Raw genomic sequence first — 25,104 nt, 5'->3', positions numbered from 1 at the left:
CAATTCAAATTCAGCTTTAAACATCAAGTTTATTTTTCAATAATTTCTTGCCAAATCTTAGGAAGAATTTCTCCAGAAGAATTTGCAAAATGCATATCCACTTGATTTGAAATGGTTGAGTTCTCTGGATTGATTTCTACAGCATAGGAACCATGAGCGATTGCTTCGCTTGCCAATTGAACGGGCACTCCAACTTGACCAGAAGTTCCAATTATGAAAATCAAATCTGATTTAAGCAAGAAACTTCTAGCGCTCTGTAGTAAATTCATATCATACGTTTCGCCAAACCAAACAATATGAGGTCTTGCTAATGCGTCACAGGATTCACAACGAACAGGAATCTGCTTCGGAACGCCTTCCAGTTTGAATTTCTTCTGACAAGAAGTGCATCTTGCCGTAAAAATATTTCCATGAATTTCGACTAATTTGGTATTACCCGCACGCGCATGAAGGTTATCTACATTTTGAGTGACGAGTAGGAATTCTGGAAAGTAAGATTCCATCTTGGCAACGATTTCATGTCCGGGATTTGATTTTGCATCTAGACAAACTTGCATTCGCATGGCATACCATTCCCAAACAAGCTTAGGATCACGGGCAAATGCTTCCGGTGTCGCCAAATCTTCTGCTCGGTAATTTCTCCAATACCCACCAGCACCACGAAATGTAGGTATACCACTCTCCGCAGAAATTCCCGCACCAGTTAAAACTGCTACACGCTTTGCTGATTTGATTTTAGTTATAAGTTGCTGGTTAATCATGAATATGCTCCCAAGGGTCAATGGTTTCTACCTTGCTTTTTTTTATATCTTTTGCATTGCGGGTAATAATGATTAGATTGTGAACTAGGGCAGTGCAGGCGATGAGAGCATCAATAGATGGCATCGAGTTTCCATTTTGCTCTAACTCGCCTTGTATTTGTCCCCATTTGAGAGAGACATCTGAGTCGATTGGAAGGATTCGATCATCGAATCTTTTTTGTAATTGAAGGAGCCATCGTCCGAGTTCTTCTTTCTTTTTTGAGTTTGGTAATTTGGAAATTCCTTTTTTAATTTCGCCTAACGTTAATGCACTTAGGAATAAGGAATGTTCATCTTTATCTTCTAGCCAATTGACGACGCCACGATTCGGCTTTTTTTTAATTAGCTCCGAAATAAAACAAGTATCCAGTAAATACTTCATAGAGAAATATCTCTATCGAAATCTTTTTTGCGCTCTATGACTAAATCAATTCTAGGTGCGCTGTTAAAAAAAGAAAGTAGATCCTCTTTTGGTTTTTTGAGTCGATTGAATTCGTCAATGGAAATAACAACGACCGACTTTACGCCTCGCTTTGTAACAAACTGAGGTCCTTTAGAAATCGCAGACTCAACTAATTCACTAAATTTACTTTTTGCATCCTGTAATTGCCATGCCTGTGCTATACTCATCGGAAGCCTCCCATCTAGTCAGTCTAGTCAGTTGTAATATTGTAAGGTTTTTCTGTCAAGGATAAAAAGGATTAGGATAATCACTGGGGATGATTTTTCAGAATGAGATTATGACACTAAGTAACTTTTTTTCCATCTTTGTAATAGACGATGCGAGTTTCATTTTTTTTTATACTAAATAAATTTAAGGGAAAATCTTTCTTTAATGATTTGTATACATCTAATCGCATTAGTTTTTGTAAAGTTATTCTAGTTACTTGTCGCCCGCATGGAGCAGTCATATATTTTTCAAAGGACTGGATTTTTATTTGATTTTTATTTTTATTTACTAAGATTATTACTGAGCGAATTTTTGACGGAATAGTCATAAACAGTATTATAGCAAAATGAAAAAAGTATAATGATAAACCAACTGCTGAAATTCGAATAAGAAGATTTTGGGTGAAAAGAAAAGCTAACGCTGTAAAGAATATAGAAAATAAAACTATCACAGATGGATAAAAGGATAATCTTATTTTATCAATCAATGTAACCATAATTTCTTATCTATACGAGACTGTCTAAAAGCATTACAAAAGGTCACGGAAAAATGTGATTTCGCATCAATCTGCGCCAAGCTATTCTGCTTTTATACAATCCCTTTTATAAACTTTACTTAATTACATTATAGAATTTGGCTAACAAATCTAACATTTTTTCGTCAGATCCATTTTCAATAGCAATAATAGTAGCCTGTGTATGTCCTTCATAATACAATGAAAAAGTTGGACAAAAAACTAAGCAGACTTTCTCCATAGTATACCCAACTTCCTTAATACTGCTCTTAGTCAATAGTTTGACTTCTGTTCGAGTAGGGAAACAATACCAATTGATTGTTTCTCTAATTTCTAAGGCTCTAAGATTGGTAACAATTAGCTTGCCATGAATTCTAGTTCCTAGCAGTTTAGCAATCACCCTAAAGATATTACCAAACACTCTTTGAATAGGATTATTGCCTCTATTCCAAAAATCCGCTTCAAGTTCAAAAACTTTTTCTTCACCTGGAAGTAATGAAATGTCTTTCATACTAAATCTCCTAAATTTTACTACCCAATATACTTTTTATATTAGGCTTTTTTTATTAACAAATATTCCTCTAATAACATTGGAGTTAAATTCGCTTAGCCATAGTAAGCGAGCAACCTCAAAATATCAAGAATATTTAGCAGGACACCCTAATAAAAAACGCACTATTTTAATTTGCATTTTTCTTACTATTTCAATAATTTAACTCTATATGATAAAAAACATTCAACTTCTAGCAATCTTGCTCTTGCCGGCATACTTTATTATGCCGACTGGAGATTCTCATTTTACTATTTGTCCTTTTTTTCATTTAACAGGAGTTCCTTGTCCGGGCTGTGGAATGGGGCGAGCGTTAGTTCATATATTTCATTTGCACTTTATTGAAGCGTTATACTTCAACCCATTCGGTTTTCTAGTTGCGGCTGCACAGTGTTATGTGATTTTGAGTTTCTTTTTTCCTTCCTTTGTTTCAATTTATCAACAATACAACCGATTCTTTGTCCCGGGTCAGTATATCTTTGGGGTTTTATTTATTGGCTTCGGCTTAGTTCGCATTTGGGCTTTCGTTACGGCAAATGCGTATTTACTACAGTATTTTTATGACTTCCATAAAACATTCTCTCTCATGCGATGGCTACAAACCTAGCCAATTAAATAGAATTTACTTCAAGCGGATAAAGTAAATTAAACAGCAAAATGGAGATAATAAAAAAAACTATAAAGTAGATCTTGCCGATTTTTTCCCAATCTAGTCTTTCTAAAGACATAATTAATTTTTTGATTTCGTCAAGATTATAATTCATCTGCTCTTCGGTATAATTACGACCATAAAGTTCAACTAAAAAAGAACGATGTATTTCAATGCGGTTACTATTAATTATCCCGTAAGAATCAATTACCACTGAATCGGTTTGGGAAAAAAGATTTCTAAATAAAGATGGAATTTTATAATACTGAAATAAAATCATGACAGAAGCATTGCAATAGAGCGCGTAGATATTTAATAAAAAATATTTCGTATCAAGACCTTTCACTGAAAAAAGAAGATAGAGATAAAGCCCAAGCATAGAAAATCCAAAATAGCGAAGCAGTGGAACAAAAAGCTTATATCTTTTTTGTTCTGATTTGTATTGATTGTAAAGATTATTCTGCATTTACTGAGTCATTTTCTTAGGCGAATTCTTTATGAACAGTAAAAAAAGCCTTACTTATCAACGACCGTATTAGTGTATTTGATATATATCATGTATTTTTTTTACACTAATTAATAGAAATACTTGCAATTCTTTTCATCATATATCGATGATATCTTTCATGTCCCAAAGAAATTATCCAAAATCTGTTGCTCTTTTCATTGCGATTCTATCTCTCGGCACTCTATTTGGTCTTGGTGCCTATACTTTTTACTTTGCAGAAGGTGCAGCTTACCTTTCTGATGATCCCAAAGTATGCGCCAATTGTCATGTCATGCGAGAGCACTATGATGGTTGGCAAAAGTCCAGTCACCATGCAAATGCAACTTGTAATAGTTGCCACACGCCAACGAACATCGTAGCGAAATATATTAGTAAGGCGAATAACGGCTTTTGGCATTCAAAGGGATTTACTTTTTATGATTATCATGAGCCTATTCGAATTCGCGAATCCAATAGAAAAATTCTTCTAGAAAATTGCGTAAATTGTCATGAAAAGTTTGTCGCTGAAATTCATCAGGGTAACAGTGATAAGTCTCAATTGAACTGCATCCATTGCCATGCAGCTGTCGGGCATGGACCAACAAAATAAACAGGAGTTAGAAATGAACTGGATAGAAAGTTTACTAAAAAAAATAGAAAGTGGAAATCGAAAAATACTTATAGGCTTACTAGTCTCTGTGTCTGCCGCAGTCTTTGCAATAATGCTGTTAATCGGAAGTATTCTAGAAAGAAAAGCAGAAGCTAAAGATCATGTATTTCGCGTAGTCAATTTAACAGAAGATACTGTTGATCCCGCTGAATGGGGGAAAAATTTTCCACGTCAATACGATAGTTACAAAAGAACTGTTGATATTGAAAGAACCAAACACGGTGGAAGTGAAGCATTTCAAAAATTGGATGACGATCCACTTCTTCGGGAGTTATTTGCCGGTTATGCGTTCGGCGTTGACTTTAGAGAAGAGAGAGGACATGCCTATATGCTGCAAGATCAAAATGAAACAGAGCGAGTAAAACAATTCAAACAACCAGGTGCCTGTCTTCATTGCCATGCTTCCGTTATCCCCTTCTATAAATCGGAAGGAAAAAAAGCAGGCGTTCCTGATGATCAAAAAGAAGCACAAATTCAGAAAGGCTTCGATCTAGTATGCGCTATGTCCTATAAAGACGCTGCAAAAAATGTTAAGCATCCAGTTTCCTGTGTGGATTGTCATAATGTAGAATCAATGCAATTAGAGGTAAACCGCCCGGGGTTTATCAATGGTATCCGCAATTTAGCTCAATCTTCTGCGCCTACTCCTCATTTACCGAGCATTGAACGCTGGCGAAAAGAAGGAAAGAAAGGAGAATACGATGTAAACAAAATGGCATCAAGACAGGAAATGCGCTCCTTTGTTTGCGGTCAATGTCATGTGGAATACTATTTCAAAGGTCCAGAAAAAAATCTTACTTATCCCTGGCACAACGGTCTTAAGATGGAACAAATCGAAAAATACTATGACGATGTTGCCTGGAAAGACTTCGAACACAAAAAATCAGGGGCTAAGGTACTGAAGGCGCAACATCCAGAATTTGAAACTTGGAGTCAAGGCATTCATGCACGAAGCGGTGTGTCCTGTGCTGATTGTCATATGCCATATAAAAGGGAAGGGGCAATCAAAATTAGCGATCACCATGTTCGAAGCCCTATGTTAAATGTTGCTGCATCCTGTGAGACTTGTCACCGTTATCCGGAAAAAGAAATCAAAGCAAGAGTTGAAATCATTCAAGATAGAACAAAAGAACTATTACTAAAAGCAGAGGGCGTTACTGTATCACTCATCAAAGATATTGAAGCGGCTAAAGGCAAAGGTGCATCGGATGCATCTCTTGAGTCAGCAAGAGACTTTCACCGAAAAGCTCAATGGAGAGTTGATTTTGTTGCAGCCGAAAATTCAATGGGATTTCATGCTCCCGGAGAATCTCTTAGAATTTTAGCGGAAGCAATCGACTATGCAAGACAAGGACAATTAAATGTTCAAAAAATTGGGAAATAAAACATGCAATTAATCTTACTACTATTTATTTTTTTTACTTCGATACTTACGGCTCAAGAAAAAATTGAGCCTGAGTCCACAAAGGTGATTCATCAAAGACCACGAGTGAAATCGTCGATCCGACTAAACAGCCATTAGATGCTAAAACAACATCTGAATCGAAACAAGAAAATGCATCTACAGTGAAAGATGCGGTTAATACCGTTTTGCCAGAATCCTACAAAAGCGATCAAAAGGGAAATACGAATATTGAACATCTTAGATCTATACTCGTAACACCCGAACAAATGGGAGCATTACGAAAAAGCAAGACTTTTTGGTTGGATGACAAACTGAAAGTGGGTTTTCATCTACGTCCACGATATGAGTCAAGACAGAATGCTGACTTCAATCGAAACACAGATGATTATACAAATTTTGTTGGTCAAAATTCACAAGTCTGGTTTTTACTAGATCCATCACCTTATTTTGCAGCAAAGATTACAATTCAAGATGCAAGGCTCTGGGGAAACCAAAATCCAAGTGCTGGAGGTGACACGCGTTATGCGCTATCAAATAATGCCGGTAGAGAAATTACTCCCGCAAGCACAACAACTCCTACAGTGCAAAGATCAAGCACGGATATCAGAGAGGCTTATATTCTTCTTAAAAAATCTGACAAACTTCCGATCAATATTCAAGTAGGAAGACAAATTTTTGCCTATGGAGATCTGAAATTACTCGGACCACTTAATTGGTTAAACAATGGATTTTCTTTTGATGGTGTTCGCTTTATGCACGACAGTAAATATTTTTCTTCTCATGTATTGGGAAGTGTTTTATCAGAGCAACACGACGCTCCGGGGGGCTTAGTTACAACTAACAGCAGAAGAAGAGGGAGTATTGATGATGCGTATTTTACGGGAACGTATAATACGGTTAAACCCTGGGAGCATTTCTGGATTGACCTCTATGCGTTTGGAATTCACAAAAAATGGATTCCAGCGACTAGTCCTTCTTATGCGCTACCGAATGCTCAGATTACAACGGAAGATAGACAAAAGCAAAAAGACAATCTAATTACAGCCGGAATTCGAATTACTAATAGAACGAATAACAACAATTTGCCCAAAGGAAAGCTATGGGATTGGACGATTGAATCTGCTTTACAAACAGGAAAGAATGGGGATATTATTAATGCAAGTTGGGATTACGCACAAGTAACCTATGATGGAAAAAGAATTTATCGAGAAAGAGTAAAGTATGATTCCAAATTTGTCAGTGCAGAGACAGGCTTTCTCATATTAGACAATGTTCGCCTTGGTATTGGATATACTTATGCATCGGGTGATGCAAATCGAAATGATGGTGTGGTTAATACATGGAATCCTCTATTCCCTCAAATCGCCGGTGCCTTGCCATATTGGAATATGATGAATGGACAATCTACAATAGTAGGTTTTCAAAACATAAAAACTTATTCAGCCAGGATCAATTATAAAACAGAAAGTTACGGCACATTCATATTAGCCGCTTACGATACCCAAAAGGCAAAATCGCAAGATGCCTGGTATAATGTAGCAGGAGGAACAGTAGACGGTGGTAGCTCGGAAAGCAAAGGAAATGAAAGATTCAAGTATGATCCCAATGCTCATTTAGGAAAGAGACTTTTTTTTCAGTATGATATAACTTGGGTTTATAATTACAGTGAAAATATTTCTATATGGTCAGGCTTTTCTTTGATTCAAGCACAAGACGCGATTCGAAATGTAAGACAAGTGGGTGAGGCTAATCGGTATAATTTTGAACCTACATCGCGATATTTTTATTTCATGATTTCAGCAGTAATGTAATTTTAAAATGATTGCTCAAAAAATTAGCTTTTCGAAATGTCTGCCTTAAAAAAAATGAACTTGTAAAAGAAATACGCGTCGTTAGCTCAGTTGGTAGAGCAATTGACTCTTAATCAATGGGTCGTAGGTTCAACCCCTACACGACGCACCATTTTCTCTTTAGCGCTAGGAATCCCCCCTCCTTTTTTTATTGACCTTACATTTTCACAAAGAATGCTTGTCGTAAGTTTTTAAAAATAAGGAACTAGAATGAAAGCACCTAGAGAGCCAAAGATCAATCTATTTAAAAAATCTGCCCCACTCAAAGCAAAAGTTTTAAAAAACATTCAGCTAACACCTAATCCTGGGACAGGTAAGCGTCCAAAGCAAGAAGGCATTGCCTGTATCCATAGAGTAATCATCGGCATTGATCATTCTCAGTTTCCATTTGTAATCGGGCAAAGTGCAGGAATCATTCCGCCTGGACAGGATCCCGATAAGGTAGCCAAAGGAGCGGAAAATACGGATTATGCGATACGGCTTTATTCAATCTCTTCTCCAACCTATTCCATGGGGATGAAAGAAGACTCGATTGAGTTTATCATCAAACGCGATAATGCTTATGATGATGAGGGTAATGTCAAATTCACTGGCGTCGGCTCAAATTATATGTGTGATCTAAAAGAAGGCGATGAAGTGACGATGACTGGACCTGCGGGTAAAAACTTTTTACTCCCAACGACTGACTTTAGCGGTGACATCTACTTTTGCGCTACTGGAACTGGAATCGCTCCCTTCTATGGAATGACTTATGAACTGTTGGAGCATAAACTTATTAACTTCACCGGCAATATTACAATATTCTACGGCGCTCCTTATTCTGATGAAATCGTTTTACTCGATGAATTTTTAGAGCTAGAAAAGAAACACAAGAACTTCAAGCTAGTAACAGCGATTAGCCGCGAACAAAAGAATTCATTTGATGGAGGTAGAATGTATATTGGTCATAGAATTAGAGAATATGCAGATCAAATAAAGCAATCCTTCGTGAACAATGGTCGTCTTTACATTTGCGGCGGACCAAAAGGAATGGAGAAAGGTGTTATACAAGAATTACAAAAAGCTCTTGGAGATAACGGTGAATTGTCGCATTTTGAAGAAAAATTAAAAGAACAAAAACAACTATTTGTGGAGACATACTAATGAGTGGAATTATTAAAGATATAGACAAAGGCAAAGGCGAGATTATTCGCGTAGAAATCAGCGAGTTCAAAGGAAAAAAACTTTTGAACTTACGAGTTTGGTATACAGATGCGAATAACGAGTATAAACCAACACAAAAAGGAATCGCCATTCCACCCGAGCTTTATGACCAAGTCAAAGAAGCAATCAACGCCGCCGGTGCAATGTTCTAGCAAAATCTCACCTTGGGGTTGTATAAAAAGATTTTTTTACCACGAAGAGCACGAAGGACGCGAAGAGAAGAACGATAGAAAATGATATGGATTCAAACCTAATTACGAACAATAAGACCTATCGTATCTTTTATCGGTGTTTATCGGTGTTCATCGGTGGTAATCTTGAATCATGTCAAAAATAAACCTTCGCACAAAGTTTTTTCTTTTTTATTTCAGTTTTTGTATTTTCATTTTCTTTCTATATAGAGTTATATTCTTATTAGCCTACAAAGATCGATTAGACGGGGGAAGTGTTAGTCTTATCTTGCAGAGTTTTCTTGTCGGACTAAGATTTGATGCATCGGTCACTGCGAGCGTTATCGCACCGTTTTATTTTTTATCACTCCTATTTCCCTTAAATCGTTTTCGTGCCTATCAATTTCTCTGGGCTTTTTTGCCTAACGTAATTATTGCCTGGATAGCAATGCACTTGGTTGGGGATACTATCTATTTTGCGAATGCTAATAAACATTTGGGCTATGAAGGATTTGTTTTCTTAAACAAAGATATTTTTGTATTAATTCAATCTTTCTTTTTAGAGCAGCCAGCGTTGTTTCTTTTTTTGATTGGAGTTGTAATTTCTTATTTAACTCTTGCGATTTATATTTATAAAAATTACTTTGTCTATGAGGAAACTACTCGTAAGCCACTGAGTCGAGGAATGGAATTTTTTTTATTCCTTTTCCTTTCTGTGTTGCTTGTTCGTGGTGGAATACAGCCTACATCTCTTCGACCCAGTCATGCGATCATTTCAAACAATGGATTTATAAACATTTTAGGACTCAACGGAGTATTTACGTCCTATTATGATTTGAGTCAAACGCAAATTCCGAATGCAAAAAAAGTTCCATTTGCGGAATCTGCTCTATTTGTCAGGGAGGCAATATCTTATGACGGTGCTGAGTTTGTGAACCCTGCCTTTCCAATCCTGCGCAAAGTTACAGCGGTTAATGAAAATAACCCACCCAATCTAGTAATTATTCTTTTGGAAAGCTGGACGGGAAAATTTGTTAAACCTATTTCTAAAGATGGACTTGTCGATGGAATAGAAGTCACTCCAAATTTTAATCATCTCGCCGAGAAAGGAGTTTTCTTTCGAAGGTTTTTTGCTACTGGCGGGCGAACCTCTAATGGATTAATTGCTACACTGACAGGAATTCCAGATAGACCAATGATGAGTCTTCTTCACACACAAGAGGCTAACGCAAGAGTATCCGGTATTGGAAAACTTTTAAAGCAGGCAAATTATGAAAGTCTTTTCATGACAGGCAGTGATTTGTCATTTGAAAATATTGAGCCGCATATTAAGCAATGGGGGTTCAATACAATTGTCGATGAAAGAACGATTGATAAAACCAAACGTTTTAAAAAGGAGTGTGGGGCTTTGATGATGGAGATGGACTTATACTATTCAATGAATACCTAAAAGCGCAAAATAAGGATAAACCGTTCCTAGCAACCTACTTAACAATCTCTACACACTATCCCTATAGAGTTCCCGATAAAAAGTTTGAAGTATTTGACTCAAAGACAAAAGATTTTGCATACTTGAACACGTATCATTACGCTGATTTTGCAATTGGTGAATTTATGCGCTTGGCAGAAAAAGAAGCTTACTTTGAGAACACTGTTTTTGTTTTTCTGGCAGACCATACACATCATAGAGACTTGAATCATTACGAAGATAGGAATATTCCACTTTTGATTTATGCGCCTTCTAAGTTAAAGCCCGAAATTCGAGAGAATATTGGTTCGCAGATAGATTTGATTCCTACACTACTCGGATTTGTTGCAAAACCGATATTATTCTCTGCAATGGGTAAAGACTTATTTGCCCCCAGCTCAAAATCGTTTGCCTATTTTTGTTTTGGTTACCTATATGGCTGGATTGAAGAAGACCATTTTTATTTTCAAAACTTAGATGCAACACGACCGACAGTTAATTTCCCTCTCGTTGAACCATTCATTGATAGACAAGACTGCAATATATCTCCCGAATGCAAGCTAACGGAGCGCAAAACAAACGCTTTCCTCAATCTCCCCATTTACCTAATGGAAAAAAATTTAGTTTTTCCTTGGTAATGACTCAAAGAATTTCCAAATCTCCTCATTTGCACTAATTTCAGTCGTAAACTTTCCGAAGCCTGGTTTTTCTTCTACTAATTTTCCGGGCCAGCCATGACCGGCTCCTTCTAATTTTAGAAATCGAACTGGTTTACCTGATTTGCAATTGGTATAGGTATGAATAAAAACTTTTACTCCGTCGTTAAGCTGATTGACAATTTCTGCATCAGGTTTAATTCCACATTTATTCCATTTTACCCATTGTTTAACTGTATCCTCTGCTCCTACGACTAATCCTTTATTGCCGCTAATCATTCCGCCTTTGTAGGGAACAATTGGGTCATCCGTTCCATTAATAAATAATACAGGAACAGGCTGCTTCGGTTTTTCTTTGTTTAATTTGTCGGATATCGTAGAGACTACACTTGCGTAGCCTATAAAAGCTTCTGGATAAGTAAACGCCATTTTCTGAGTCATAAAACCACCGTTTGAATAGCCGAATAGGAAAAACTTTTGAATAGAAAATTCTTTTTCTAATTTTTCTCTTAATGCTAAAAGGAATTTTTCGTCGTTAGCCTTTGAATCTTCTTCGGGAAGTCTTCTTCCATCTATCCAAGCACGATTGATTCCGTAGGGATAAACAATGATAAACCCTTCTTCTTCTGCCAAGCGGTTAAACTCTGTTTTCCACATGAGTTCTTCCCCAGTTCCTCCTCTTCCATGAAGACCAATTAATATTACATTTTTCTTTATTTCTTTTGGTTTAAATAGAATATATTCCCTTTCGAGCAAATCAATTTGAATTTTCTCATGAATCAGAATATAGTCGATAGGAATGCTTCCACGAATCGAGTTTTTGTTGCATTGCATAAAGAATAAAAGGAAAATTAATAGTAATAAATTTTTCATAACCTATTAATAATTTATTTCCAAATCAACGCAAACAAAAAATTAATCTTTATGGCCAGTTAAACTAAGAAATAGAATGGTCTGAGCCGCATTCCTTGCTTGCTTTGACCAGGCTTCGCTGTGGTAACTCATTGACTCCTTCCATTGTCCGAAAGAATTAATCGGATTCATACCGCCTTGATAAATATCCACTTTACTTCCCCATACTACCTCTTGGACAACTTCCGGTTTAACAAATAGAAATGAATTTTTTTCGCGTGTAATCAAATCTGAATACCAGACACACATTAACCCTGAAATTTGCTCTTTCTGTGTTTCCATTCCCACATAAAGGGAAGAGATGCAGTCTGTGTCAAAAACTCCCTTGGATTTACCATGCGTAATACTTTCTTCAACTGCTTTCAATGTTTCTGAAATCCTTACTGCTCCAACAGCAAACCAACGTTCACCCTGCCGCACAACAAGACCAGTAGCACCCATAAGAGAAATCATCTTTGTAATTTCATTCTCATTGTAATATCCATAGTGAATCGCTGTAATGAATGTTGATACTTCTCTCTTATAGCTATCTAGAAACTGCATTTTCTCTTCACTATCTCGAATCTGTATCCTCTGCAAATATTGACTTACAATTTCAGATAATTTAATTCGCTGATCATGTGAAATATATTTTGGTTCAAAATGATGCAAAGAAAACATTCCAGTCAATTTTTTATCTTTAACAAGAGAAAGGGAAAGCGCGCAAGCTACTCCCATATTTTTTAAATACTCAATATGGAAAGGAGATACATTTCGTAGTGAGCTATGCATTAAATCTAAAGAATCTTTCGTTGATTCATTCAGACTTAAAACCGAAATTGGCTTTGCATCTACATTATGAATATAGCGATACGAGTTTTTTAAATATAAATCTCTTGCAACTTTGGGTATATCCGTTGCTGGATAGCGAAGTCCAAGATAACTATCTCTATTTCCCTTGTAGATTTCGGCTGAAATTTGTCCACTTCCATCAGAAAGAAATTCATAAAGCATAACTCTCTCAAATCCAGTTTCTTCCGCAAGACGAGATAAAGTTTTTTCAACTAACTCTTCTCTTGAATGCGCATTATAAAGTCTAAATATTTTTCTTTTATGCGGATAATCGGAAATAGGCTCTATTTCAATTAGTATTCCAGTATCCTCTGCATGTCCATATAAATGGAATCGCTCCCATAACTCATGAAAGAATTTTGTATGCGATAGATCAAAAAGACGGGTAGCAAATTCATAACCCAAAATTTCAGAGAGAGGTTTTCCTAGAATTGAATCTATGCCAAGCATAGTCATTGCATTCTCGGATACATTTGTAATTATTTTAGTTTCTCTTGATACCCAGAGAATGCAACCAAATTCCTGAATTAATCCAGTATTTGTCAAGTTGACTTCACATTTCTCAAAGCCTTTTTGTATTGGATGATTTTGCACTTAAATACCTTTCTCTTTTGGATTAAAAAAAATATTTTCTATAAACTCAACTCAAAAAAAAGATAGAAATTATAAAAATATTTCATCTTTATAGCAGTTTATCATGAATCTAATTTTTACTCTAACTTTAAAACCGCACATCCGCGAAGTAAGGGAACATCAATTACAAGAACGTCATCATTCCATTCAACCAATGGACTTATTGAATCCTCAATTCCAGGAAAAAATGCCGTTACCCGCATTTTTTTAGACCTGAAATATTCCTTATTATCACAATAGCATTCGTTGACCCAAATCCAAAAGTTATTGGTGCGATAAATCCATTCACTGTTTCAAATAAATTCACTTTAACATCTTTGGTAGTTGTCTCTATGCATCTAGGAGCTAATACCCATTTCTTTCCACGTAAAGTTTTTAATAACGGACCATAATCCAAATAGTATTGATCTGTTTTGGGATGCGGTCTGAGTGCGTGGTTATTAAAAGGAAAAGGGGCAGTTGGAAAAACTCCCATCAATAAATGCCTCTGAAAAAAGCGATCAGGGTCTGGTTTTAATTTGTATTCAGGAAAATACCACCACATACATGTCCAGGTAATCGCCGTTTTCCGCATCCCTACAAATGCCAGTGAATTAAGACCGGGACCCGACTCGCCATGCTCCGAATAAAATCCATCCACATACTGAAATAAATCTATTCGCATTGTCATGGGATTAACGAAGATTACCTTCTCGTTTATATGCATCAGCAAATCGAGCCTCTTCATAAAGCTTTTCCACGACTCGACTAAAGCTCTTACCGGCCGATTGTTTATCATACTAACTCCATCATTTGCATTTGAATTAAAGTATCTCAACCAATCCATGCGATCAATGCACACACCTGAAGTGTCGGGTAACAGGCGTATATTCCTATCGGCTTGTTCAATTAAAAATTCCTGGTATTCTTTATCTCCACAATCTGTAATCTTTGCACCATAAAAAGTTCTAAGCTTTGGATCAAGAACTGCATTCGGCATTCTTTCTTTTAGAAATTGCACTGGATTTTTCCAAATCTCTTTTCCTGAGAAATGCTTTTTCCATTCACTTGCATTCATATTCTTTCCAAATTCAGTTACATTAAAATAGCTTAAAACATAAAAGCCTTCTTCTTTCATACGTTTTGCATAATCATTCATTTGCTTACATGACGTGTTAGGATTCTTTCCATCTGGAGAAGGCTCGTTGCAAGATCGAGTCCATGTTTCTTCTGGACTGTCGACGGGCGGAATAAACATTCCCATCCAAGGAAAGTCATCGGATAATTTCCAATTAACGCTAAAACCCATTTTCTTTAAACGTTTTGCGTCTATCGCACCTTCATATCCCGAATAAGCGCCGCAACCCGCCATAGAGTCAGCAATGGGATTTATCGGATTGAAAAAATGCGGATAACGTTCAACATAGAAGCGCAATCCACCTCTCCAATCCGCTTCATGCGAGACAATATCCATTGCAAATGAAACTTTTTTCCCTTCTCCAAGTCGATGTCCTTTTCGAACAAAAAGAATTTCTCCGCTTTTACGGGTAGAAAGATACATATTGAAAATTGAATCTTCAGGGGATAACAAGATGCTATGCGCTAAATCAATATCTAACTCCGCGAAAGTTGCCAGAGGAATAGAAAAAAAATTCCCGTTCTCGGGTGTATTCTTTGTTAGATTTGAATATTCCCATACTCGATTTGAAAAAGGCTTGAGCATTCGAGGATCACGCCATCCAGATTTCTTTTGTTCTGGATCACTCCATGTTGTCCAGAATCGACTTTTTGAAGAAACCGGATATTTTAATTCAGTAATAATATCTGTTGTCCAAGCCGAATCATTACTTTCTATTTCGATTTCCCATCTAACACTTTTTTCTTTTGCAATAAAACGTTCAATCAAACGACAAACTTTGTTTTGCCTGTTAATAAGAGTTTTTTTGAATTCGATTTGATTGGCTTCTTGCCTGTGAGAAATATTTTCTTTGATAAAAAAATTTTTTAGAGTTGTAGTGGCATAAATTTGAGTAGACTCTTTCTGATTTCCAATATTAATATTAATTAGTTTTCCACTTGCATCAAACTCAAGTTTCATTGCTAAAGCTGAGAAATAATGCTCAATCAACGCTGAAGAATCTTTCTTTTTTCTAAAAAAAATCATGCCTTCACAATCCAGTTTTTTTGCGCTAAGTTCTCATTTGAAGGACTTTTCTGTCGTTACCTTTCTACTTATACAATACATAAAGAAAAGACTTTGTTTTGTGTAGACAATCAACTTACTCAATGAATTCTGTATTTAAGGATATTTTTAATTTTTATGAATAATAATCAACTTGAATATAATCTTTGCATAGTTTTGTTATATGCAACCGGTTACGATGGTGTAATTTCTGATCAAGAATTGGATAATATGATTGCGATTCTTACTGAACTTTTTCAAGGTATAGGGAGAGAAGACAATCCGTTGGATTATTTGGCAGCAGTCATTGAAGAAACAAAACTGATGACGCCCGAAAAACTCTTTGAGCATACGACAACTTCTGTCCTGTTTTTAAAGGAAAATCTGAACGATAAAGATCTAAGAATAACTTTTGAGGCAGTCAAACATGCAATGAGCGATCATACTCACTCAGAACAAGAAGTCAAATTTCTTGGAGCATTAAGTAATATGTGGGCTTTGTAAACTGGACACACTGATTTTTCAAGTGAGTGAAAAATTTACAATATTTTTTAATGAGACATAAATTTTTGTTGCAATATAAGACATAATTCTTAACTCTTAGCATGGGACATACTATATACCATGGGTTCAGAGCTTTTATTTCCATTTATTGCGAGTGTAATCGTAATTTTATTATTTAGAAAATTGGATAGGTCGAACTATAGACTCAGCCAAATTAAAAAACATTCTACTAAAATGAATGAGGATATCAACCAAGCGGCTATGGCTGGAATCCAAGCCGTTAAAGATACAACCATTGATCTCGATATCATGGGTAAGCAAGCTCGCAAAGTGATTGCCGACTTGGAAGCGAAAGCAAATGAAACCAGAAATTTAATGGACACTCTTAAGGCTAACAAGGAGTATCTGGACAATATTTCTGAAGATCTAAAAAATGTGGTGAACCTCGCATCAGAAATTCGTCACGAAGCTGAATACATCCAAGAAGGAATGCAAGTCATTCAATCGCAACGGGAAAATATTAAAGACGTTGAGCGCGATATTAAAGAAGTTCGCGAAGAGGTAAACGGGATTGTCCGCACATTCAATGATACTCTCTCAAATAGAACCCAAGATATTTTAGAATCTCTCGCAACTAAAATCGTTGAACTAGAATCACTTCTAGAAGCAAAATCCGATAAAGTAGATGAGTCCCTGAACACTGTTTTAAATTCATTTAAAGAAAAACTCAAATCTGAAGTAGAGTTCATGGCAGAAGAAACTGTCGGCAAAGTAGAATTAGCCAATACGAAACTAGACGATTACAATACATTTATTCGTGAATCAGAAAAGTCTCTCGAAGTAAAAATCACTCGCTACCGCGACTCTTCCGAAGCTATCGCCGAGAAGATTGAGAAGTTAGACTCTCGCTTCGAAGAAAAAGCAGAAGCTGTTGCTGGTATTGTGCAAGACAAACTCGGTTTCTTTGAAAAGAAATTTCAAGATCGCTTTGAATCAATTTTAGACCAAGTCAATCAAGGAAAAGAAGCAATCCTCGGCGGACTCAAAATGGAAGTTGATTCAATCCGAGCTGAAATTGAAGGAATGAGTCTTGAAACAATGACAAGAAGAGATGAATTGTTAAACGACACTCGTCGTCAAGCAGACAACATTACCTCAAACATTCAATTGTTCCAAGAGAAATATCTTGAAGCGGATAACAAGTTATTACGCGAAGCAGACTTTAAAAAAGCAGAATTAATGAAGGAAATTGTAAAATTTCAAGATGAATTTCAGCGAGTCAAAGAAACATTTCACGAGGAAACAGAAAACAAAAAAGACTCTATTGTTGATAGCTTGAAGAATTTTGAATCAGAAATGAGCCGCGTCTCTAACCAAATTGAAAACAATACTAGAGATAGATTCATTGCACTCAAGAATGAACTTGAAGATAGTCTCGTCACTCTACATGGTAAAAAGAAAAGTGAAATCCTCGATGATATTGCAGCGGTAGAACTAAAAATCCGCGAACTCGGGAAAGATACATTACAAAAAATTAAAACTGTAGATGACTACTTTTATGATTTAAAAAATGCATTACTCGAAAGCGCAAAGGATATTGTAAAACAAGTCGAAACAGAGGTAAGTAGCGTTGTAGAAAATCTAGATAGAGAAAAACTCAAGACTGACGGCAAAATAGAATTATTCATTGAAGGATGGAATCTAGAATTAGAAAAAATCAAATCTAGAACTCAAAGAGATATGGATAGCTTGGTCGAAAGACTAAAAGACATTCATATTGAAGGCAAAGAGCTTTCTGATATATTTAGAAATGAATTTAATGCCGGCAAATCTCAATTAGACGCAATTCTCAAGAAACACTCTGAAATGCTTGCGTCTCAAACAGATGGAATTATTTCCGAAGTTCAGGGCAAAGTGAAAAAATCGCAAGAAGACGTAGATTCGGTCCTAGGTAGAATTCAAAAAGCAGGATTAAACCTTTATGAAAAACAAGAATCACTTCTTTCTGAATACGGAGAGAAACTATATCGTGACTTGCAGAACAAACTCGAAAAAGTTCGTTATGAATCAGAAGAACTCTTAGAAGATATTCAAAAAGCAGGAATGAACCTCCTCGAAAAGCAAGAAGAGAAAATTGATAAACTTACTCAAACCATTGATGAAAGAATTTCTCGTCAACTCACAGTTCTCATGGATAAAGGACAATTGCAGCTTGGCAAATTGGAATCTCGCATAACCAGCTATGTCCAAGATGTAAAACAAAACATTGAGCAAACTCTGAAGAATGCGAAAGAAGATAGTGATAGACAAATCACTTCATTCAATTCGCAAATTCAAAAAACTTTCCGTGACATTGAGAAGTCGAACACTAATTTCATCGATACAAATCGTGATGAATTTGCAAAAACACGAGAAGAATTCTTGCGTATTAAAAACAGTATCGACAGCGATTTAGACAAAGTTGTTGAAATCAAAAAAGGTTTAGCTGAATATGTGCAAGAAGAAAGCAATCACCTAAAAAATACATTAGATATGATTTCAACAAAAGTTGAGGATATTCAATCTTATTCGGGACTTTTTGATAAGACAAGACAATTGATTCATGATTCAGAAAATACGATGAGAGAACTCGGAAATATGCTTGATCACTTAAAGCAAGAAGGTGGAACTGCAAATCAATTCTTAAAACATGCAGAATTAATTAAGTCTACAAAGAAGGATATAGAATCCGAGCTTCGTCTTCTCGAAACACATAAACTGAGAATAGATCAAATCGAAAATGAATTGGCTCGTGCAACTAACGTATGTGATCTAATCAATCAACGCACTGATGAACTTCATGATAAAATTTCTATGATTACTTCCGTAGATCAAAAGCTAATTGAGATCGAAAGAATTCAAAATGAGTTAGATTTTAAACTTTCTGAGGTTAAGATTGTAAATGAAAGAATAAATGATCTAACCCAGTCGTTAAATAACTCTAACAAATCTACATTTGAAATAAATGATAGAGTCCAAAAAGTTCTTCGCTCCGTAGAGAAAATTGAATCGAGAGAGTCTGAGTTGGAATATGGAATCAATCATATTGAAGAAAAAGTGCAAGCACTAAATTCCAAAAACATAGATGTAAAATCTATAGAGTCGAAATTTGATAAAGTAGAAAATCTAATGGTTGATTTGTCGGCTCGTCATAAACAAATTGCTACAATGCAAAAACGAATTGAAACATTAAAATTGGAAACAGAAGAAATGAAAGGCGGCTTCGAAAATTTACTTGCAGAGGCTGATGATAAGTTTGATAAACTTTCTGATTTCCTTGTCGTAGTGGACGCAGTAACTACAACAACTGGAACGAAAAATCATTCTAAGAATTTTAAACTAGATAAAGACACGACCGAAATTCTAAAAAGAAAGAAAGCGACTGTATTAAGTTTGTATGAAAAGTTTGATTGGACTTCGGATACGATTGCAGAAAAATTAAACTTAGAAAAATCTTTAGTGGATGCGATTATTAATAATAAAAGCTAACTAGAATTTTTTTCTGGCTGAATTTTGGGATTTATAATTGTGGGAATTTGAATTTCATTTCTTCGAAAAAAATAATAACAGATTCAGCAGTTTCCCTAAGCGCAATAGCTGAGTCTGAATTATTATTACTTCCAATGGTTCGAATCCTAGCATACTCTCTTTCAAATGTAGTTTTTAACTTATTGGCTTCCTCAAAAGCTTGACCACTTAATCCGAGAATAAAATTAAATATTTTAGTAGTATCCATTCTTGTTTACCTAATTTTTTTATTTAAAACCTAGCAGTTCATTCGTTTTTCTAAGTTGGAGCTTATTCATCGCGCAGATATAAAATTATACTTTAAAAGGAAGAAAAGTAAAGAAAATATTACGTAGTTTAAGAATAAATTTCATTCATTTTGCAATAAATTTCCTTACGAAAACGTATCTTTTTTTCCATAAAAATTTATCCTTTGTTTTTCTTAATTTACGAAAAACATATATTCCTTTTCTTTGATACATAAACACAAAATAAGAGGGTTTTATGTCTGAAGAAAAATCAATTCTAATCGTATCCAGTAAAGTAAAAGAATATATTAAGTCAAAAGAGCTTATGACATCAAGTGATGTAGTAGAAGGATTAAACGAGAAAGTATATCGCTTAATCGACGAAGCGATCGAAAGAACTAAATCCAATAAAAGATCTACAGTTAGAGCATCAGATTTTTAATTGAGAAGTTAATTGGTTCACATAAAAAATAAAGCTGAAATAGAAAAAATGAGAGCGGCAGGAAAACTTGCCGCAGAACTTTTGCAATACATTGAGTCTTTTGTTAAGCCTGGTGTTAATACACAGGAGCTAAACGATCTTTGCCACGAGTATACATTAAAGCGTGGAGCCACTTCTGCTCCCCTCAACTACAAAGGTTTTCCAAAATCCATTTGCACTTCAATCAATGATGTTGTTTGTCACGGTATTCCAAAAACAACCGATGTTTTAAAAGATGGAGACATTATCAATATTGACGTAACACCCATACTAAATGGATACCATGGAGATACATCAAAAACTTTTTTAGTAGGCAAAGTCAAACCAGAAATTAAAAAACTTGTAACAGACACTGAAAAAGCCATGTGGATTGGAATCGAGCAGGTAAAGCCTGGTAACCGCGTGAATGATATTTCCAATGCAATTGATGAATTTCTTACAACTCATGGTTATGGAATCGTTCGCGATTTAATGGGTCATGGAATAGGAAAAAAATTTCATGAAGATCCACAGATTCCCCACTTCAAACAAACAAGGTTGCTCACAAAATTAGAAGAGGGTATGACTTTCACAATTGAGCCAATGGTTAACCTTGGGGCATACAACGTAGTAGTCTCTAAATCTGATAAATGGACTGTTCGGACAAAGGATGGAAAATGGTCTGCTCAATTTGAACACACTGTTTTGGTAACGCACAGAGGTTACGAAATATTAACCCTTCCTCCTTAATAACAAATTTTAGATAAATACAGTTGCCAATCCAAATAGTAAACATGCTTTATTCCATAATCAAATGCTTCGAATAGCCAAGTTTCTTCGCTGACCAAGGAATCGGAAATCTCTCCATATACTTTTATTATATCTGCTCGGATAATTTTAAATAGTGGAGAATGTTGTGCTTCCATCGGATCAAGTTCACGATCGTGAAATGCATAAAGTGCTCCGAGTAACGCGTAGTAAACCCCTTTTTTTAGCAGAATATCTTCAAATTCACTTACATCTAAAAAAAATGATTCATACTTTAATTTAATTTCCTCTTCCGAAATTTGTGATAACAATTTCTTTTGCTCTAAAACCCTGTATTCATCTACTCGATTTTCTTGTAGAGAAGAAACTAAATCTTGTGGTTCAACACTTGCCATTCTTAAAATTATTTCTCATCAAAAAATCCATGTCAATCAAGAAATCATCCCCTAAGCTGCAGATTAAAACTTTTACTTTGCTCTTAGAATTATTTTTCATTTGGCATTTAATCCTATTAGATTTTCAATGTTTTAAAAATTATCATTATGAATAAAACTAAATTTATTGTTTTTGAAGGAATAGATGGAAGCGGAAAAAGCACGCTTTCTACAATGGTCTTAAATTCTCTTATAGAAAGAAATTTTCCAATCGTAAAATTCAATGAGCCTACGAGCTTTGAAACGGGAATGAAAATTAGAAAATTCTTGCGAAAAGAAATTTCTCTTTCTAGAGAAGAGCAAATCGAATTATTCCTAGCCGATAGAAAAGACTCTTTAGAAAAAAATGTATACCCAAATTTAAAAGCGGGTAATAGCGTTATACTTGACAGATATTTTTATTCAATGGCAGCATATCAATCCGATGAAAGTATCCAGCCAGAAACGATTCTACGTATGAACTTAAATCGAAATTATCCAGTGCCGGACTTAATCATTTACCTGGAGATAAATCCAGAAATTTCTCTAGCCCGAACAAAACGTAGAAATGCGAATGAACATTTTGAAAATTTAGAGACGCTAAAAAAAGTAAGCCTTGCCTATGAGAAAGTTATTCCCAAAACAGCTCTAAAGTTAGATGCAACTCTTTCACAAGCAAAATTGAAAGAGTTGTGCATAAGTCATATTATACGCTAATACCTTCAAGTATTTCAAGAGCAGAAACATTATCTCTTTCCAATAACAGAACATCGTGCAATAATAATTTTGCTCTGTCATTTTGATTTAACGCGATATAACACTCTGCAAGATTAATTAAATTATCTATGTTTTGCTTTCTTCTTAATCGTAAACGCTCACCAAGTTCAATTGCTTCTTCAAAATTTTTTACTTTCTTAAAAGCCTCAGACACTCGAAAAATCATGATTACATCTGCCGGCACCAAATCTAAATATTCTCTCCCAAATTTAATTGCCTCTTGGTATTTACCCAATTTCATATAATTAAGACAGATACCTTTAAGTGCTCGTATATTAATCTCTTTAGAAAGCAAATACTCATTATCCGCAATAGGCGTTGATTCGGAATCCATTTTTTCTAAAATAGGATTTGAATTTATTACTTCATCTAAGTCGGAAACGTCAAATGGAAAAGGATTTTTATTCAAATTGATTCTTAATAAAGATAAATCGTCGGTGAGCTCTCCATCTAATGTGAGCAGTGTTAATACTGCTTCCAAATTTCCTTCTGCTTTTTCTACAATTCTGAGAAAAGCTTTTTCATCTGTGTTTAAAATTTTTTCTCCCAGAGAATTTTTTACAATTACATCATCACGACCATCTGAGCCTGAGATAAAAATATCGCCCTGTTTCATTTGAAATGTCTCTACAGAAATATATGCGCTCTCACTGACTGGCATTCCCAGTTTTCTATAAATATATTCATCACCGATAAACGACGCTTTGCCGTCACGATACAATACCGGATAAGGATGCTCTGCGTTGATGTAATATAGTAAGCCGGAAGAATTATCAACAAGCCCTACAACAATAGAAACAAGCATTGTGCAATCAAAGCTTTCAAATACTTTATGTAACTCCACGAAGGAATTTTTTAGCCAACGTTCTGGATAAGAATTTTGCACAAGCTTACTGAGTTTTGTTCTTTCAATAATCGAATCAAACACCGCGCCTACTACAATCGCGCCACCTGCGCCCTGCATAGATTTTCCCATTGCATCTGCATTGAAGAAAACGGTAAATGATCTATTTTTTAATTGAATCGTCTCAGTTCTACATAAATCTCCCCCGAGTTCAGAATCATTTCCCTTAAAACTAAATTTCTTTTTTTGTCGAAGTAAAAATTCAACATTAACGATTTCTTTTTCTGCATGATTGACTCCAAGAGGATCAATCAAAAGGGATGTAAGATAATAATCACCATCTTGCTGTTTTTTTAATTCGTTTACTTTTTGTAAGCTATTTGTTAATTCCTTTGTGCGCTCATCCACTTTTCGTTCTAGTGTGTTATTCAAATGCTCTATGTCGTTGTGCACCTGAATGAAATTATTTGCAAGAATAGTAGCAAATCCGAATACATATAAAAAGAAAACGTATTTACTGAACGCAAGTCCCGTATTTAAAACAAGTGAATCTATTACATCAAAAATTGCAGCAAAGGTCAGAAAAATAATTCCAAACATTAATCTTTTGGCATTCGGAATTTTATTCTTTACTGATATATAGATAATATTAATTGCTATTCCTAATCCGAGGGTAATAAATGTTATCTGCCATACTCTAAGTAAATATTCTGCCATAAACATAGGGAGAAAAATCGTCAATACAGACCAAGCAAATAAGAAATATCCATAGTAACTTGTAACTTTTCTGATTCTGTGAAAGAAGATTTCTTCCTGAAGTGCAAAGTTAAAAAATATTGTTGGATATAACACGCATAATTCGACACGCTGAATCAAAGTGGTATCCCAATTATTCTCAAAAATTGCCGACGTTCTTGTGTATATATATACTCCTAGTCCAATGGTATATAGCGCATAATAAAGATTATACTTATCTTGCTTACGTTTTGTAAATAGAAACAAATGATAAAACCCAATTGTTAAATAAATTCCAATTAGAATTAATGTAATTCTATCTTGCTCTTCATATTGTAAGTCTTCATAAAGTCCAATTTGATAGCCATTTGTTAAATAAAAACCAGTGTGATCAAACCTTGGATCTCCCGAAATTTTTATAAGTAATAGATTGTCTTTGGGTTTCAGAATACTCTTATCAAATTCATATATTTTTCCGCGAACAGTTCTATGAAAAGAAACTTTACCATCTTTAATTTCACCTTCACTTACAATTTTATTTCCATTAATAAATATCTCAAATACTTCCCCTATCTCTCCGAGTTTAATACCTGTTTGCCGGTTAATAGAAATATTTTCCGGCACATCGAAAAAACTTACCATCGTGAATGTCCAAAGAGATTCATTTTTCGAGTAAAACTTATTTAGCCATATTGGAAATTTATTTGCCTTTGTCCAGCTTTCAGGGGGAGCCTTCATAGAAAGAAAAGTAGTCTCAAATGAATCATTCAAATACCATATTCGTGGCACGCATTTTTCTGAATTACAGTCTTGAGTTAAATCAATTTTAAACGGGTTGCTAAATATTGGAATTGAAATCAAAAAAGAAAAAATAAGCGCAAAAATTTTCATAGGTTGTGATAATGTATCATCAGTTTTCTAAATTGTCTATCCTAATATGAATTTTCTTGAAATAAGTTTTAGTTTAGCAAAAAGTTGCATTTTTAAAGTGCATTTCACTTAATATTACGTTTACCTAAGTTTTTAGTCTACTCTTTCAGATAATTCAATGATCTACGTAAAGACTTAAGACGATTGGAAAAATAAAAAAATTCCTGCAAATAAAAAAATATATATTTTTTTAAGTCTTTTAGTTTTCTAGAAGTAAGAACATTTATTGACTTAAATGCCATTCAAGGAT

General features: G+C 35.1%; 25 protein-coding genes and 1 tRNA gene. 14 read left to right on the top strand and 12 right to left on the bottom strand.

The annotated features are described in order from the left end of the window. Positions 1-29 precede the first annotated feature (29 nt). From IPH52_05070 to IPH52_05050, 5 genes are all read right to left on the bottom strand, one after another. Entirely contained in the window at positions 30-761 is a 732-nt protein-coding gene (locus IPH52_05070) for an NAD-dependent deacylase (protein MBK7054414.1), read from the bottom strand. Then, positions 754-1,182, bottom strand: a complete 429-nt coding sequence (locus IPH52_05065) for a type II toxin-antitoxin system VapC family toxin (GenBank protein MBK7054413.1) — start codon at positions 1,180-1,182, stop codon at positions 754-756. Before IPH52_05065 ends, IPH52_05070 begins: the two co-directional genes overlap by 8 nt. Continuing rightward, positions 1,179-1,430 (bottom strand): type II toxin-antitoxin system Phd/YefM family antitoxin, encoded by a 252-nt coding sequence (locus IPH52_05060; protein MBK7054412.1) that lies wholly within the window; start codon positions 1,428-1,430, stop codon positions 1,179-1,181. The genes IPH52_05065 and IPH52_05060 overlap by 4 nt, the downstream gene beginning before the upstream one ends. Before the next feature lie 116 nt (positions 1,431-1,546). Beyond that, positions 1,547-1,765: a hypothetical protein gene (locus IPH52_05055; GenBank protein ID MBK7054411.1), complete on the bottom strand. Its 219-nt coding sequence runs from the start codon at positions 1,763-1,765 to the stop codon at positions 1,547-1,549. 316 nt (positions 1,766-2,081) lie between these two features. Next, on the bottom strand, positions 2,082-2,495 hold the full coding sequence (locus IPH52_05050) for a hypothetical protein (GenBank protein ID MBK7054410.1): 414 nt from the start codon (positions 2,493-2,495) through the stop codon (positions 2,082-2,084). 211 nt (positions 2,496-2,706) lie between these two features. Here IPH52_05050 and IPH52_05045 point away from each other — a divergent pair, with 211 nt between their 5' ends. Then, positions 2,707-3,141 (top strand): DUF2752 domain-containing protein, encoded by a 435-nt coding sequence (locus IPH52_05045; GenBank protein MBK7054409.1) that lies wholly within the window; start codon positions 2,707-2,709, stop codon positions 3,139-3,141. Between the two features lie 4 nt (positions 3,142-3,145). Here IPH52_05045 and IPH52_05040 read toward each other — a convergent pair whose 3' ends face one another. Next, entirely contained in the window at positions 3,146-3,649 is a 504-nt protein-coding gene (locus tag IPH52_05040; GenBank protein MBK7054408.1) for a hypothetical protein, read from the bottom strand. A 160-nt stretch (positions 3,650-3,809) separates the two neighbouring features. On the opposite strand from IPH52_05040, the gene nrfH reads away from it, so the two are divergent. The 8 genes from nrfH to IPH52_05000 all read left to right on the top strand — a co-directional run bounded on the left by nrfH (position 3,810) and on the right by IPH52_05000 (position 11,074). Further along, positions 3,810-4,280, top strand: a complete 471-nt coding sequence (nrfH, locus tag IPH52_05035; protein MBK7054407.1) for a cytochrome c nitrite reductase small subunit — start codon at positions 3,810-3,812, stop codon at positions 4,278-4,280. Positions 4,281-4,293: 13 nt separating this feature from the next. Then, on the top strand, positions 4,294-5,724 hold the full coding sequence (locus IPH52_05030; GenBank protein ID MBK7054406.1) for an ammonia-forming cytochrome c nitrite reductase subunit c552: 1,431 nt from the start codon (positions 4,294-4,296) through the stop codon (positions 5,722-5,724). A gap of 287 nt (positions 5,725-6,011) precedes the next feature. Beyond that, complete coding sequence (locus tag IPH52_05025) at positions 6,012-7,556, top strand: alginate export family protein (GenBank protein ID MBK7054405.1); 1,545 nt, start codon at positions 6,012-6,014, stop codon at positions 7,554-7,556. Positions 7,557-7,631: 75 nt separating this feature from the next. Continuing rightward, positions 7,632-7,707: transfer RNA gene (locus tag IPH52_05020), tRNA-Lys, on the top strand. A gap of 98 nt (positions 7,708-7,805) precedes the next feature. Continuing rightward, a complete protein-coding gene (locus IPH52_05015) occupies positions 7,806-8,738 on the top strand; it encodes a ferredoxin-NADP reductase (protein ID MBK7054404.1) in 933 nt (310 codons plus the stop codon). Next, positions 8,738-8,950: a transcriptional coactivator p15/PC4 family protein gene (locus tag IPH52_05010; protein MBK7054403.1), complete on the top strand. Its 213-nt coding sequence runs from the start codon at positions 8,738-8,740 to the stop codon at positions 8,948-8,950. The genes IPH52_05015 and IPH52_05010 overlap by 1 nt, the downstream gene beginning before the upstream one ends. A 172-nt stretch (positions 8,951-9,122) precedes the next feature. After that, entirely contained in the window at positions 9,123-10,418 is a 1,296-nt protein-coding gene (locus IPH52_05005; GenBank protein MBK7054402.1) for a sulfatase-like hydrolase/transferase, read from the top strand. After that, on the top strand, positions 10,367-11,074 hold the full coding sequence (locus tag IPH52_05000) for a sulfatase-like hydrolase/transferase (protein MBK7054401.1): 708 nt from the start codon (positions 10,367-10,369) through the stop codon (positions 11,072-11,074). Before IPH52_05005 ends, IPH52_05000 begins: the two co-directional genes overlap by 52 nt. Here the strand turns inward: IPH52_05000 and IPH52_04995 are convergent. The 3 genes from IPH52_04995 to IPH52_04985 all read right to left on the bottom strand — a co-directional run bounded on the left by IPH52_04995 (position 11,057) and on the right by IPH52_04985 (position 15,611). Further along, positions 11,057-11,965: a hypothetical protein gene (locus tag IPH52_04995; protein MBK7054400.1), complete on the bottom strand. Its 909-nt coding sequence runs from the start codon at positions 11,963-11,965 to the stop codon at positions 11,057-11,059. The genes IPH52_05000 and IPH52_04995 overlap by 18 nt on opposite strands. Before the next feature lie 42 nt (positions 11,966-12,007). Continuing rightward, positions 12,008-13,429, bottom strand: coding sequence for a GAF domain-containing protein (locus tag IPH52_04990; GenBank protein ID MBK7054399.1), 1,422 nt, complete (start codon positions 13,427-13,429; stop codon positions 12,008-12,010). Positions 13,430-13,661: 232 nt separating this feature from the next. Beyond that, positions 13,662-15,611: a hypothetical protein gene (locus IPH52_04985; protein ID MBK7054398.1), complete on the bottom strand. Its 1,950-nt coding sequence runs from the start codon at positions 15,609-15,611 to the stop codon at positions 13,662-13,664. A gap of 156 nt (positions 15,612-15,767) precedes the next feature. Here IPH52_04985 and IPH52_04980 point away from each other — a divergent pair, with 156 nt between their 5' ends. Beyond that, complete coding sequence (locus IPH52_04980; protein MBK7054397.1) at positions 15,768-16,133, top strand: hypothetical protein; 366 nt, start codon at positions 15,768-15,770, stop codon at positions 16,131-16,133. A 120-nt stretch (positions 16,134-16,253) separates the two neighbouring features. Beyond that, a complete protein-coding gene (locus IPH52_04975) occupies positions 16,254-19,661 on the top strand; it encodes a hypothetical protein (GenBank protein MBK7054396.1) in 3,408 nt (1,135 codons plus the stop codon). Positions 19,662-19,692: 31 nt separating this feature from the next. Here the strand turns inward: IPH52_04975 and IPH52_04970 are convergent, their stop codons facing one another. Further along, positions 19,693-19,908 carry a hypothetical protein gene (locus IPH52_04970; GenBank protein MBK7054395.1) on the bottom strand — a complete coding sequence of 72 codons (216 nt, stop codon included), beginning with the start codon at positions 19,906-19,908 and terminating at the stop codon, positions 19,693-19,695. Positions 19,909-20,183: 275 nt separating this feature from the next. On the opposite strand from IPH52_04970, the gene IPH52_04965 reads away from it, so the two are divergent. After that, positions 20,184-20,369, top strand: a complete 186-nt coding sequence (locus IPH52_04965) for a hypothetical protein (GenBank protein ID MBK7054394.1) — start codon at positions 20,184-20,186, stop codon at positions 20,367-20,369. A gap of 12 nt (positions 20,370-20,381) precedes the next feature. Then, complete coding sequence (gene map / locus IPH52_04960) at positions 20,382-21,137, top strand: type I methionyl aminopeptidase (protein MBK7054393.1); 756 nt, start codon at positions 20,382-20,384, stop codon at positions 21,135-21,137. On the opposite strand, the gene IPH52_04955 is transcribed toward map, so the two are convergent. Continuing rightward, on the bottom strand, positions 21,134-21,550 hold the full coding sequence (locus tag IPH52_04955; GenBank protein ID MBK7054392.1) for a hypothetical protein: 417 nt from the start codon (positions 21,548-21,550) through the stop codon (positions 21,134-21,136). The genes map and IPH52_04955 overlap by 4 nt on opposite strands. A gap of 147 nt (positions 21,551-21,697) precedes the next feature. Between IPH52_04955 and tmk the strand changes: the two genes are divergently transcribed. Then, positions 21,698-22,285, top strand: a complete 588-nt coding sequence (gene tmk / locus IPH52_04950) for a dTMP kinase (GenBank protein ID MBK7054391.1) — start codon at positions 21,698-21,700, stop codon at positions 22,283-22,285. On the opposite strand, the gene IPH52_04945 is transcribed toward tmk, so the two are convergent. Then, positions 22,275-24,695 carry a SpoIIE family protein phosphatase gene (locus IPH52_04945; protein MBK7054390.1) on the bottom strand — a complete coding sequence of 807 codons (2,421 nt, stop codon included), beginning with the start codon at positions 24,693-24,695 and terminating at the stop codon, positions 22,275-22,277. The genes tmk and IPH52_04945 overlap by 11 nt on opposite strands. Positions 24,696-25,104: the final 409 nt, after the last annotated feature.

The sequence above is a fragment of the Leptospiraceae bacterium genome, from assembly GCA_016708435.1.
Lineage (GTDB): Bacteria > Spirochaetota > Leptospiria > Leptospirales > Leptospiraceae > UBA2033.
This window is presented reverse-complemented; position numbering and strand designations above follow the sequence as displayed.